The sequence below is a fragment of the Staphylococcus sp. SA22 genome (genome assembly GCF_054165785.1).
Genome location: NZ_JBSZQY010000020.1, coordinates 1 through 13,059, shown reverse-complemented (window position 1 = coordinate 13,059; position 13,059 = coordinate 1). Strand labels below are relative to the sequence as shown.

12 protein-coding genes and 3 pseudogenes are annotated in these 13,059 nt (G+C 30.6%); 10 read left to right on the top strand and 5 right to left on the bottom strand.

Going from position 1 to position 13,059, the window contains the following annotated elements:
- Positions 1 to 225 precede the first annotated feature (225 nt).
- Positions 226 to 318, bottom strand: a complete 93-nt coding sequence (locus tag ACXQH5_RS12600; RefSeq protein WP_031844941.1) for a hypothetical protein — start codon at positions 316 to 318, stop codon at positions 226 to 228.
- Between the two features lie 288 nt (positions 319 to 606).
- Between ACXQH5_RS12600 and ACXQH5_RS12595 the strand changes: the two are divergent.
- The 3 genes and pseudogenes from ACXQH5_RS12595 (at position 607) to ACXQH5_RS12585 (ending at position 2,534) form a co-directional block, all read left to right on the top strand.
- Positions 607 to 1,743, top strand: a pseudogene (locus ACXQH5_RS12595) (SAP domain-containing protein).
- A 42-nt stretch (positions 1,744 to 1,785) separates the two neighbouring features.
- Positions 1,786 to 2,269: pseudogene (locus ACXQH5_RS12590) on the top strand (recombinase family protein).
- A 160-nt stretch (positions 2,270 to 2,429) separates the two neighbouring features.
- Positions 2,430 to 2,534: a hypothetical protein gene (locus ACXQH5_RS12585; RefSeq protein ID WP_001802298.1), complete on the top strand. Its 105-nt coding sequence runs from the start codon at positions 2,430 to 2,432 to the stop codon at positions 2,532 to 2,534.
- A 448-nt stretch (positions 2,535 to 2,982) separates the two neighbouring features.
- Here the strand turns inward: ACXQH5_RS12585 and ACXQH5_RS12580 are convergent, their stop codons facing one another.
- The 3 genes from ACXQH5_RS12580 to czrA all read right to left on the bottom strand — a co-directional run bounded on the left by ACXQH5_RS12580 (position 2,983) and on the right by czrA (position 5,639).
- Positions 2,983 to 4,074, bottom strand: coding sequence for a hypothetical protein (locus ACXQH5_RS12580; protein ID WP_000495695.1), 1,092 nt, complete (start codon positions 4,072 to 4,074; stop codon positions 2,983 to 2,985).
- A gap of 265 nt (positions 4,075 to 4,339) precedes the next feature.
- Positions 4,340 to 5,317 carry a CDF family zinc efflux transporter CzrB gene (gene czrB / locus ACXQH5_RS12575; protein ID WP_000019732.1) on the bottom strand — a complete coding sequence of 326 codons (978 nt, stop codon included), beginning with the start codon at positions 5,315 to 5,317 and terminating at the stop codon, positions 4,340 to 4,342.
- Position 5,318: 1 nt separating this feature from the next.
- Positions 5,319 to 5,639 carry a Zn(II)-responsive metalloregulatory transcriptional repressor CzrA gene (czrA, locus tag ACXQH5_RS12570; RefSeq protein ID WP_000139802.1) on the bottom strand — a complete coding sequence of 107 codons (321 nt, stop codon included), beginning with the start codon at positions 5,637 to 5,639 and terminating at the stop codon, positions 5,319 to 5,321.
- Positions 5,640 to 5,790: 151 nt separating this feature from the next.
- Here czrA and ACXQH5_RS12565 point away from each other — a divergent pair, with 151 nt between their 5' ends.
- From ACXQH5_RS12565 to ACXQH5_RS12540, 6 genes are all read left to right on the top strand, one after another.
- Complete coding sequence (locus tag ACXQH5_RS12565; protein ID WP_001024088.1) at positions 5,791 to 6,456, top strand: SDR family oxidoreductase; 666 nt, start codon at positions 5,791 to 5,793, stop codon at positions 6,454 to 6,456.
- 435 nt (positions 6,457 to 6,891) lie between these two features.
- The gene (locus ACXQH5_RS12560) at positions 6,892 to 7,830 is read left to right on the top strand and encodes a type I phosphomannose isomerase catalytic subunit (protein ID WP_001127963.1); all 939 of its coding nucleotides are present in this window, start codon (positions 6,892 to 6,894) and stop codon (positions 7,828 to 7,830) included.
- A 30-nt stretch (positions 7,831 to 7,860) separates the two neighbouring features.
- Positions 7,861 to 8,091, top strand: coding sequence for a hypothetical protein (locus ACXQH5_RS12555; protein ID WP_000808817.1), 231 nt, complete (start codon positions 7,861 to 7,863; stop codon positions 8,089 to 8,091).
- Positions 8,092 to 8,764: 673 nt separating this feature from the next.
- The gene (locus ACXQH5_RS12550; RefSeq protein WP_000123404.1) at positions 8,765 to 10,138 is read left to right on the top strand and encodes an EVE domain-containing protein; all 1,374 of its coding nucleotides are present in this window, start codon (positions 8,765 to 8,767) and stop codon (positions 10,136 to 10,138) included.
- Between the two features lie 457 nt (positions 10,139 to 10,595).
- Positions 10,596 to 11,009, top strand: a complete 414-nt coding sequence (locus ACXQH5_RS12545; RefSeq protein WP_001123298.1) for a thiol-disulfide oxidoreductase DCC family protein — start codon at positions 10,596 to 10,598, stop codon at positions 11,007 to 11,009.
- A 199-nt stretch (positions 11,010 to 11,208) separates the two neighbouring features.
- A complete protein-coding gene (locus ACXQH5_RS12540; RefSeq protein ID WP_000070865.1) occupies positions 11,209 to 11,652 on the top strand; it encodes a Dps family protein in 444 nt (147 codons plus the stop codon).
- Positions 11,653 to 11,772: 120 nt separating this feature from the next.
- Here the strand turns inward: ACXQH5_RS12540 and deoD are convergent, their stop codons facing one another.
- Complete coding sequence (gene deoD, locus ACXQH5_RS12535; protein ID WP_000160304.1) at positions 11,773 to 12,483, bottom strand: purine-nucleoside phosphorylase; 711 nt, start codon at positions 12,481 to 12,483, stop codon at positions 11,773 to 11,775.
- Between the two features lie 313 nt (positions 12,484 to 12,796).
- On the opposite strand from deoD, the pseudogene ACXQH5_RS12530 reads away from it, so the two are divergent.
- Positions 12,797 to 13,059 (top strand): annotated as a pseudogene (locus ACXQH5_RS12530) (deoxyribose-phosphate aldolase); the annotation flags it as partial.

The window sequence follows — 13,059 nt, the reverse complement described above, 5'->3', positions numbered from 1 at the left end:
AAAAGAACAAAGTAAATAAATAGTGCTATTTTTAAATGTTTTAGTATTTTTTGTAAATATAACATTCAAGACTAGAGTTATAAAAAAGACTAATCAGGATAATGTGGGTAAGCAAACAATGAATGCTAATGTATATAAAATAAATATCATCCTTGATTTAGTGTTGTAGAGGGCATCACGTAATTTGTGATGAATAATAATAAGTATTTGGAACTTTATTGCATTTTATCTATTTTTATTAATTGTAATCTTTATACATTCTAATGATTTAACATTATTATGAAAATGGCTTTTAGATGTTGTTTTAAAAATAAACACTTTGAAATATAACCTCTTGCTGATAGATTAAGAAAATATATTCTTGAATTTTAAGGGGAGATAATTACAATCTTAGTTCTTTTAACTGGTACTATTATCAATGAATCATAAAATTCGAAACATACGAGTTTTTAGACTATGAGAGACACATTCATTTGCATTGAGAATCATTTTTTTAGTGTATAATCTATGTAAATCGAATTAGAATATAGAGATTTTGTTTGTTCGGATGTATTTTTTATTCATACTTAATAAATTTGAAAAGCAAAAATGAGGAGATGAAAGCTAGTGAGCGTAAATGCACGTGATTTATTAGTATTACACACTAATGTAAATAGATTGGTTGGAGAAGAGATATTTGCTAATAAATGTCTTGCTAATAATGATTTTGAAATTATAAATTCAATAAAAAAATTAATTGAAGCTAAGTTATTATCAACGACTAATGATTTTGAAGTTAGTATATACAAAAAGACAAGACCTGAATTACAAAGTATTTTAAAAAGTTTTGGTATAAAAACAACAGGTAATAAACCTGAATTAATTAAACGTATTGACGATAATTATCATATTATTGATAACTTAGATTTACCATATGTATATATACCAACTAAGAAAGGAGAAGAAATTTTAAAGAAAACAGAGTACTTAACCTCTTTTATCTAAAGTTATGGTGAAATTTCTCTTGAGCGTGCTTATTATTTGGTTGAAAACTATATAGATGAAAATTGCGATGATAAAGTTGCAGAAATATACAAGTTTGAATTTCAAAGAAAATATGACAATGGCGATTTTGATTTTAATCATGGATATAATTTCGAATTGGATATGTTGATAGATCACTATAAAAGAGATGTAAAAGACTACGATAATGCCAGAAAGTATTCAAATATTTATCTTTACTTTGGTTTGAGAGATTTCTTAAAAAAATTAATGAGTAATTATTCATATTACGATAGTAAAGGGAATATAGATTTGAACGAAATACAAAACGATCTGAATAGATTTATCAACTCTAGCGCTTCTGGTATGTACGAGCGATTAATATATAATGAAAATTTATCCAATAATATTATGATTGAATTATTTAAAAAGGATACACAAGATTATAGTGATTTGGAAGAACAATTGATTGAAAAGTTCATTAACTATGTAGTGTCTTATGTTAAAAAAGAAAGTAGGAGTAATACGCTTATAGAGTTATCAAAAATGTTGGAGAAAGGATATACAATTGATAAAGAAAAATTTAAAAAAGAAGACGAATATCTTTCTAAGTACATAATTACTGACATAGATTATTTGAAAAAGTTAGAATCAAAAATAAACGTTGCTATTGATAGTCGAAGTGGAGAAATTCATTTGATATTAGATGATGATAGCCTTGATATATTAATACAAAATCAAAAATACGGCAATGAGTTTTGAGTCATAACTAAATATAATATGTTGAAGAGAGGTTTTATTTAAATGGCTAAAATTGGTTATGATCGTGTATAAACGAAAGATTAATATCGATACACTTAAAGAATTTGGGTGTGGGTGTGTATATAGTGAAAGAATAAGTGGTGTCAAACGTACAGAGCTTGTTAAGTGTTTAGATTATTTACGAGAGAGCGACACATTAGTTGTCTATCAACTTGATCGGTTAGGTAGAACGACAAAACTATTAATTGAATTATCACAATGATTCGATGATAACGGAATTGACTTACAAATTAGTAACATGAACATTTCAACGAAAGACACAATGGGCAAAATGTTTTTTACGATGATGAGTGCATTTTTCAGGATTAGAAGTTAATTTACTATGTGAGTGTATAAAATAGACTTAGCAGCAACAAGAGCGAGAGGCCGAAAAAGCGGGCGCCCCTCTTTACCAGAGAATAAAAAATGAGAAATTAAATTTTTATATGATGAACAAACGATAACAGGGGAAGAAATAGCTAGTTAGACAAGGGTATGTCACTCAACTGTTTATCGAGTTGATTAAGAAATGAAAAAACTTATACTATGAATTACTGTTTAAAAGTGTGCATGTTATAATATTTATTGAGCAAGTTGGATAAATGGTGGCTAATCTCTTAATAAAGGGGTGATGCCTATGGTTATAGTTGTTACTCCTAGAAAGGACTAGCATGTCTGATTTTGAAATGCTGATGGTTGTATTAACAATCATTGGTTTAGTATTGATTAGTACTCAAGACCATAAAAAATAACCTTCTATTCGCTTTGACCGGCATTTTTGAAGGCTATTTTTAAATAAAATATAAGGTCACCGTCTTTTTAACGGGCTCATTAGGGTAACATGTTTCCGAGTGTTGCCCTTTTTGTGTTTCAAGAGTTAAAGATTTTCATCTTTTGCTTCTACTTACTACAAATATATTTTAACACATTTTTCTTATGAATTGTAGTTCTGAACATAATCAGAAATAATAAAGCCAACTATCAATACAACAAAAAACAATAAAAAGTATAGAATGTAATCACGGACTATATAAAAAGCACTGCAGACCTCTTCATATATTTTTTCGGCATGCCATGAAATTAGCATCATGTTATTTCGGTATCAGCTACTAAAGTTGAAAAATAGAGGAACACAGTTGGATGCTGCGCATCAACTGCATAAGAGCCCCTAACAACTAAAGTTGTAAGGAGCTCTAAAATTTATTTTGGTTGATTGTCTTCTGGTTTATCTGAAGTCATCGTTTTTGTTGTATTATCATTTAATGAATCTTGTGCTTTTTCTGTTTTTGTTTCAACAGATGTTGTCACTTTATCAGTTTCTACTTTTGTATTTTTTGGTTCAGTGACAACTTTTTTATCCTTGTCAGCTGGTTTTACTTTATCTTTAGTGATTTTTTGACCACGTTTTAAGTAATATTGAACGATACCCATTAAAATGATTGCATGAATAACAACGAATAAAATGATTGTCATTACTGTATAAACTCTTATGATATTTTCTGCAACACTTTGAGAAAGTGATTGCGTATTAAATGAAATCAAGTAACCAACAGGTGTTTTAAATAAAATAATAATTAAGTTTAATAATAGTATTCCAATGAAAAATTTGAAAAATGTTTTTTGACCATTTTTCATTGCTTTAAATCCATTAGCTAAGTGTGTTTTTACTTTATCGTTAGTTGATTCAACGAAACTAGTCATAAAGTTGAAAACAGGTATTAACAATAACCAAGTAATAATTGCTTTAATCAATAAAACAACAATGATTATGATGCTTTGAGTTGTAATAGCAATACCAATCAGGTGTGTACTATCTGCATATGATGATTGTACTGAATTCATAATCATTTCTGAAACTGGAGAAAATAATTTGTATAGTAATGATGTCAGAAGTGAAAGAACGATAATCATTGCTATAGATACAAGACCGATCAGAACGCTCTTTAAATAAATACCTTTTTTAAATGCAATAAATAAATCGGTAAATTTTACTTTTTCATGACTCATTGCTCGTTTCATAACATTTGTGATTCCGATAAAAATTTGAACTAAAACGAACAGTGAAACTACAGCTGCTATAAGTAATACAGCGATAACTTTTAAATATGCATCTCCTGGTGGTTTTTGCCCAAATTGTGAATAAATTGCAATAGTTTGTACATACTTAGCAAGCTGGAAATTAGCAAGTAAATATACAACTGCAATTACAGCAAATGCTATAAGTGCATATATCAATGTTATTAATAATTGTGGTTTAGCATTTTTTAATGCTGATTTAAAGTAAGTAAACAAAGTGGTGCCTCCTTTTCTTCATATAAATACAATAACAAAAAACACGTTATTTTCATATTAATATCTAATAAAAATTAATTAAAGTGACTAAAGTTAGAGAATTATAATAGTAAATTGTCAAAAATATGACTAATGTAAGAAATAATAGTTGAAAATGTGTTAATAAACATTGCATCATCAAAGACCAAACAAGTCGCCATAAATACATAAAAAACCTACTGCCATTGAAAAGTTTAATCGATGCAATGGCAGTAGGTTAAAATTATTAATGTACATGCGCGTGATGATGAGCATGATGGTTATGTGAATGACTATGTGTTCCTGAACATATCATCGATTCATCATGTTTGTGATTAGGCGTTTCTAATTGAATAGTCATATGGTGGATATTTAAATGTAATAAATCATGCTCAATGTTTTCTAATAATAATTCACATTCTTTCATTGTCAATGTATGGTCTACAACAACATGACAACTTAATGCATTCATATCATTTGAAATTGTCCAAACATGGCAATCATGCACACTTTGTATTCGTGAATCCTTTTTAATAGTAGTTATAACTTCATCTATATCAACATCACTTGGTGTGCCTTCCATTAAAATGTTAATTGAAGATTTTGTGATACCCCAAGCACTTTTTAAAATAATAACGGAAACCAAAATACTTGCGATAGGATCGGCGATTGTCCATCCAAATGCCCAAATTAAAATAGCTGCAGTAATGGCGCCAACTGAACCTAATAAGTCTCCGATAACATGTAGAAAAGCACCGCGCATATTTAAATTGTGTGACGTGTCGCCGCCTTTAAACATAAAGAATGCAACAACGATATTGACAATTAAACCAATAATGCTAATGATTAACATTTCTTTTGATTGAACTTCAGAAGGAACAAAGAAGCGTTTAATCGCTTCAAAAACAATCAAAATACTTATTACAAAAAGCGTTACACCATTAAATAACGCTGCGAGTACTTCGAAACGTTTATAACCAAATGTTTTCGTAGCTGTGGCGTTCTTTTCTGCATATATAAATGCGATTAAAGCAACACCTAATGAGAATGTGTCGCTAAACATATGGATACCGTCAGATAGTAATGCCAAGCTGTTAGCAAGGAGACCGCCGATGATTTCGATAAACATATATAGACCGATTATTAAAAACGATATAAACAATACTTTCTTATTATTTGTAGTTACATGACTATGCATATGGTCATGATGATGTGAATGAGACATATTATAACCCACTTTCTTTAGGATGATTCGCGTGATGTATGGCTTGCTTTAACATAGTTGCTACGTGGATGTCATCTAATGAATAAATCATTGATTGGCCTTGTCGTTTTGCTTTCACAAGATGCACACTTTTAAGTAATTTTAATTGGTGCGAGACATTTGATTGAGATAAATTCAATTGATGTGAAATGTGACCAACACTTGCTTCACTGACTGATAACAATTCCATAATACGTATTCGATTGTAATCGCCTAATGCCTTGAAAATTTCAGTTACGCGTTCTAATGTATCTGTATTTATTTCTGAATATTGTTCTGTCATTATATGACAATCCTTTCATATGAATATTTGTTCATATATTAATTTAATATGTTCCCAGTAGTATGTCAATTGATTTTTATAGTTGTAATAAGTTTTACATATCTCATAAAGTGGTATGGCATAGAGAATAATAAATAGGAGAGTGTTGTAAATGAATATTTTGGTTATAGGTGCTAATGGCGGTGTAGGTTCGTTACTAGTGCAACAATTAGCAAAAGAAAATGTACCATTTACTGCAGGTGTTAGGCAATCCGATAAACTTAATGCGTTAAAATCACAAGGTATGAAAGCAATTCTTGTTGATGTTGAAAATGATTCAATAGAGACTTTAACTGAGACGTTTAAACCATTCGATAAAGTTATCTTTTCAGTAGGTTCTGGAGGGAACACGGGTGCAGATAAAACAATTATTGTCGATTTAGATGGTGCTGTTAAATCAATGATTGCGAGTAAAGAGGCTAATATTAAACACTATGTTATGGTTTCAACATATGATTCGAGACGTCAGGCTTTTGATGATAGCGGTGATTTAAAGCCATATACAATTGCTAAACATTACGCTGATGACTATTTAAGACGTTCAGGTTTAAATTATACAATTTTACATCCAGGGGCACTTACAAATGCAGCAGGATCTGGAAAGATAGAAGCTGCACAATATTTTGAAGGTAAAGGTGAAATTCCTAGAGAAGATGTTGCGACAGTATTAAAAGAAATTGTCACATCCAATCATTTTAATCACCAAGAGTTTCAAATTATTAGTGGTGAGCAGGACATTAAAGATGCTTTAACTCAATTTGAAATTGAAAAGGATTAATAAGGATAGTAAATATGATTTGAAGCGGGTTACTTTTTCGTAACTCGTTATTTTTTTGAAAATGATGAATTATAAGTATGAATAAGCACGTATTGTCTATGCGTTTTACAAAGAATTTGAACAATGTATGGCACAACTATTAAAGTTGTTTATTAATTGGTATAATGGGCGAGTAAATTTAAAGGGAAATATGTACAAATGTAAGAGAGATATAATCTCTATGCTATAAATTTTAAAAAATGTTAAAGTACTGTAAATTTAAGTGAAGCGCTTTAATTGGCAGTACTGCAATGTTAGTAAATATGGTACAATCACTAATAGTTAATTTGAAATGTGGAAGTTTATAATACGATGTAAATGAGAACAAAATCAAAATATAATGGAACAACAACATCAGAGTTCTATTGCTTACTTAATCACAATGGAGGTGCAACAATGCCATTATTTTTACAACCAATTTTAAAAACAAAATTATGGGGCGGTCAACGTCTAAGTGAGTTTGGATATCAATTAGACAATGATACAACTGGGGAATGTTGGTGTGTGTCAGCACATCCAAATGGTACGAGCGAGATTATTAATGGACCATATCAAGGTCAAACATTAGACCGTATTTGGTCAGAACATCGTGAATTGTTTGGTGATTTCCCAAGCAAAGATTTTCCGCTTCTAACTAAAATAGTGGATGCAAGAGAATCACTTTCTATTCATGTGCACCCTGATAATTCTTATGCTTATGAGCATGAAAATGGGCAATATGGCAAATCTGAATGTTGGTATATTATAGATGCAGAAGAAGATGCAGAAATAGTTATAGGGACATTAGCAGAGTCTAGAGAAGAAGTTGCGAATCATGTTCAACACGGAACGATAGAGTCCATACTTAGATATATTAAAGTAAAACCTGGAGAATTCTATTTTATTCCAGCAGGAACAGTACATACTATTTCTTCAGGAATATTAGCATACGAAACGATGCAATCGTCAGACATTACATATAGACTTTATGATTTCAATCGTCAAGATAATCAATATAATGATAGACCGTTAAATATTGAAAAAGCTTTAGACGTTATTCAGTACAATGCATCATTACCTAATATTTTGCCTGAAAGTGAAATTATTGAAAACCATAAGTGTACACACATTGTATCGAATGATTTCTTTACATTGGTTAAATGGGAAATTTCTGGCACGTTAAATTATATGAAGCCTAGAGAGTTCTGTTTAGTTACAGTGTTGGAAGGTGAAGGGCAAATGATTGTCGATGGTGAAATTTTCAAACTGACTACTGGTACAAACTTTATTTTGACTTCTGAAGATTTGGATAGTGTCTTTGAAGGTGATTTCACATTGATGATTAGCTATGTGTAATAGTGTAATAACAATTTAGGAGTGGATGATTTGAAGCAATTTCTATATATTGCGTTAGTATGTGGTGTGATAGCAGGTCTTGGTGCTTTCTTACATATACCGCAGTATCCGAGTATGACAATTCCACGTATAGTGGCTATTTTAGGAATTATCAGTGCTATGTTGACTTTTAAAGACAAGCAAATCAGCGCCTCATTAAAGTTTAGCGCATTGTTAATTAATGTGCTGCCATTATGCGGTACCTTTGTAGCTTCAAATTAATTGTCGATAGCGCGTTTGAATATAGTACAGTGCATTAACAGAAGAAATATGATTGTGTTAATGACATTGATGAAAATAAAGCACATCAACATAACCTCTCACTTGCATAGTAGTGAGGGGGTTTTTGTTGGTTTATATAAAATGAAGTAATTAATATTTAATGAAAATTAAGACATGATAAAATTCTAACGGCAGTATAGATATTTAAAAATGTGTATCAATGGCGCTATAGAGATAAGCAAGCATAGTGGTATCATATATAAATTTGTAATTTTTATTGCATAGTGTATGCAAGCATGTTTTTTATATGCAAAATAGGTAGCTAAATATGTTAAACTGTTTGTAACAATTTTTATCATTAAGACAGATATAATAAATAAAATATAGAAAACTGATTAAAAGGTATACAGTTGCTCGTATGTGTGTGTCCAACTGTATTTAGAGTCGCACTTGTTGTAAAGCAAAATAGTTCGACTTACTTAGAAGTGAAAACGATAAGGGTCTGGGACGTAAATTAATGTCCTAGGCGCTACAATGTTATAGGAAATGCGATTAAAATCGCAGTGAACAAAGGGGATACAGTTGATCGCATACGCGCCCAACTGCATAAGAAACAATAAAAGAATGTAATTCATAGTGTTTCTAAAATTTATTCAGGTTAAGGAGTATTAAGATGACAGCAGAAACGAATTATTTTTGGTTGAATTGTGGATATAACCGTTGGAATCATAATGAACCGTTAGTAGGACAAACAGCTTTATTTGAATCAGGCGCACATTTTAACCCATCTCAAGGATTTAGAGCGTTTAAAAAGGCTAAAGTAGGAGATCAAGTCATCTTTTATCAAGTTCAGACGGATACGGGACTACTTGGATGTGGTGAAATTATTAGTGTTGAAACAGGTGCACAAAATAAAATACGTGTACAGTTTCGTTTTAATGAACAATTGAAACCATTAACAGCAGATTATTTAAAGCGTAGTGAAGCTTTGGAATTTCGTATGAGTAATATGAAAGAGACATTGTTCAACCAAATCACTGCAGAAGAGTTTGATTTAATAAGTGGTCTTGGTAAAGGCGAAATTAAGATACCACGTTATTTCTTTTTAGCTGAAACTGAAGAATTTGAACCTGGAAACCAATATACGATTTATACGCACACGTACAACGGTATTAAACGTAATGGTTATCATTTTTATACTCAGTTAGAAGAAGGCGACAATATTATTTTTTATAATCGAACGAAAAATCAATCTGTCGTTGGAATTGGAGAAGTATCAAAGCATATTCATGAAAAACCACCAATTCCTGGTAGAACAAATAGTACAGTGATTGAAGTGTCTTATGAGAAAGACATTACGCCGATTACATTAAGTACATTAAATAAGCATCCTAAATTGAAAAACTTATATTTCCTTCAAGAAAATGCAAAACAGGCTATTGCAAGTATGTCACAAGCACAGTATGATGCAATTATTGAAATGAGCGATAATAATGGATTGAAATCTCCATTTGAAATGGTTCAAAAACCAGATATGCTTGAAAGTGAAAAAGAAGAAACGTTAAAGCCATTTATTTTACTTGTTGTAGATCGAAAAGAAGAAGGCTTAAAAGCGGCTAATGACTTATTGCAAAAAGCGAATGCAAATCCTGTTATAACAACAGGTCATCCTGATTTTTCAGAAGATATGCTTTATGGCAAGTATTTACCAAATGAAACAGGGGCATTATACTATCGTGAAGGATTTATTACTCAATTAATGCCTAAAAAGGATAAAAGTTATTTAGTTATTGATAATTTTAATCGTATAGATACAGACATTTTCCAAACGTATATTAATGTGTTAGAAGGCTATGAAGTAACATTACCACGTTATAATAAAGACGGTAATATGATTAAATGGTCACGACAAAAAGATTCTTTCTATTATTTCAATCCTAATTGGCATATTGTAGGTATTACATATGACAGTTTAGAGGAAATTAAGGAGAAATATTCAGAGCAGTTTTTAAAATACACACGTATAGTCAAAGTCAAACATGACTAATGATATATGGTAGTTTTTGAAAAGAAGTAAGTATAAGATTAAAAATTGCATAATTGCATATTTGAATAACCGTATAAAGAAAAAATGACGGGTAATCAACCATAAGAGCTAATTAAGAGCTTATGATAGATTACTCGTTTTTATTTTAATAAATAATAAAGATAGTATATGAATATAAATGAATTTATGTTACTGAATTAAAACTTTATATGAGTTTTCCAGTGGTATGTTGAATAAGACGAACGACTAAACGCTAAGTTGATAATAAGAAGTAATATTACACTGTAGATTGAGAAATTTAAAGTAAATAAAAAATACATTATACAATAAATGTAAAACTGAAAAATAAATTTTATGGCAATTTCGTGTCGTGAGGACTTATCAAGTGACAACCTTGTTTAAATGTTTTTAAATTAGGAAAAATGACTATAAGTACTATTGAAGGAGCGAATAAATTATGCCAATCGTATATTATGATGGAAACTGTATATATTGTTATAACTATGTCATTTGGTTAATTCAACATGACCTACCAAGAAATTACCAATTTGCCACGTTAAAAGGCGAAGTTGGACAACAATTTTTTGAACAACATCCAGAAGCGGCAAATAAAAATAGTGTGATTTTACAGAAAGGTGATCGTATATATTTTGAATCGCAGGCGATTATTCAACTAATCACAGCACTACCTAATCGAACTAAATTATTGGGCGTAGGTTTATGGCTTGTACCTAAACCAGTCCGTAATTTCGGTTATCGAATGTTTGCTAATAATAGAAATAGAATGTGGAAAACAACATGGCACCAACCAAATGATTATGAAAAATCGTTCTTTTTAGATGATAATGCGAAAGTAAAACTTACTGATTGATAAAACATACTTACTAATTGATAATAGATATACTAGATGATGGATTAAAATTTAGGCATTCGAAAAGCGAAACACTTTGCAATTAGATTAGAATAATTATAAAAAAGAGAGTAAAAACACTTTACAGATTAGAATCATTATAATATAATAATTAATATAAACAAGCAAGACGTAGACAATTTTAAGGAGTGTATTAAATATGAGTAATCAACAAGATGTTGTAAAAGAATTGAATCAACAAGTAGCAAACTGGACAGTAGCTTATACAAAGCTACATAATTTCCACTGGTATGTGAAAGGACCTAACTTCTTCTCATTACACGTTAAATTTGAAGAATTATATAATGAAGCAAGTCAATATGTAGACGAATTAGCTGAAAGAATTTTAGCGGTAGGAGGAAACCCTGTAGGTACATTAACTGAATGCTTAGAGCAATCAATTGTTAAAGAAGCTGCGAAAGGTTACTCTGCAGAACAAATGGTTGAAGAATTATCTCAAGATTTCACTAATATCTCAAAACAATTAGAAAAAGCGATTGAAATTGCTGGTAATGCTGGCGATGATGTATCAGAAGATATGTTTATAGGTATGCAAACATCAGTAGATAAACATAATTGGATGTTTAAATCTTACTTAAGCTAATCTACAGATAAGTAATAATATAAATAAAAGCCAACACATAAATGGGGATACGCCCAGAATGTGTTGGCTTTTTGAGTTTAATCGCATTGTTAAAGAGCAATTAAACTCAAATTAAATAAGTTACTCTGCGATTTCTAAAGCGATTTCCATCATTTGTGTAAATGAATTTTGACGTTCTTCAGGTGTAGTAGCTTCGTCACGTAAAATATGATCACTTACTGTGAAAATACCAAGTGCTTTTTTACCAGCATGAATCGCATTTAAATATAAACCAGCTGATTCCATTTCGATACCTAAAATACCCATTTTTTTCCAAGCATCATTGAATGTTGGATCGGCATTGTAAAATGTATCAGAAGATAATACGTTACCTACGTGTGTAGTAGCACCGATTTGGTCAGCGACATTTTTAGCTTTAGTTACTAACTCGAAGTCAGCGATAGGTGCGAAATGACCTGGAATATTGTATTGATCTACATAATTTGAATTAGTTGATGCAGCTTGTGCAATAATAACATCGTATAAGTTAACATTTTCTTGTAATGCGCCACAAGAACCGATACGAATGATTGTATCTACATCAAAGAAGTTGTATAACTCATATGAGTAAATACCAATACTTGGAATACCCATACCAGAACCCATTACAGAAACTTCTTTACCTTTATATGTACCAGTGTAACCAAACATGTTACGTACATCGTTAAATTGTTCAACATTTTCTAAAAAATTATCAGCAATATATTTTGCGCGTAGCGGATCGCCAGGCATTAATACTGTTTTAGCAATTTTTACTCCATTTGGTTGAATATGTGGTGTACCTTTTGTCATTTGTTATCTTCTCCTTAATATTCATTAATAATTTTAAGATAACATTTGTTTCCCTTTTTTGCGAATTTTTGTACTATAGAATTAAAGAATTATAAAAATATAATCCTGATTAGCTTGTTGGCAAGTCATCGTTCATAATGAAGATATCATGTTCAATTGTATTGTTTGTTTATGGGAAATGAATTAATGTAATAGTATATGTATGCGGTTACATAAAAGCGGACATCTAACCTGATATTTAAATGAACCTGACGCTCAATCAACTAATTTACAACCGTATTTTTATAATCAACCATAAAGGAGGAGATAGAAAATGAATAGTGCAAAATTGATTGATCACACTTTACTGAAGCCTGAGTCAACACGTACGCAAATCGATCAAATCATCGATGAAGCGAAAGTATACAATTTTAAATCTGTATGTGTGAATCCAACGCATGTTAAATATGCAGCAGAGCGACTAGCTGATTCAGAGGTGTTAGTTTGTACGGTAATAGGATTCCCATTAGGTGCGTCGACAACTGCAACGAAAGCATTTGAAACAGAAGATGCAATTCAAAATGGTGCAGATGAAAT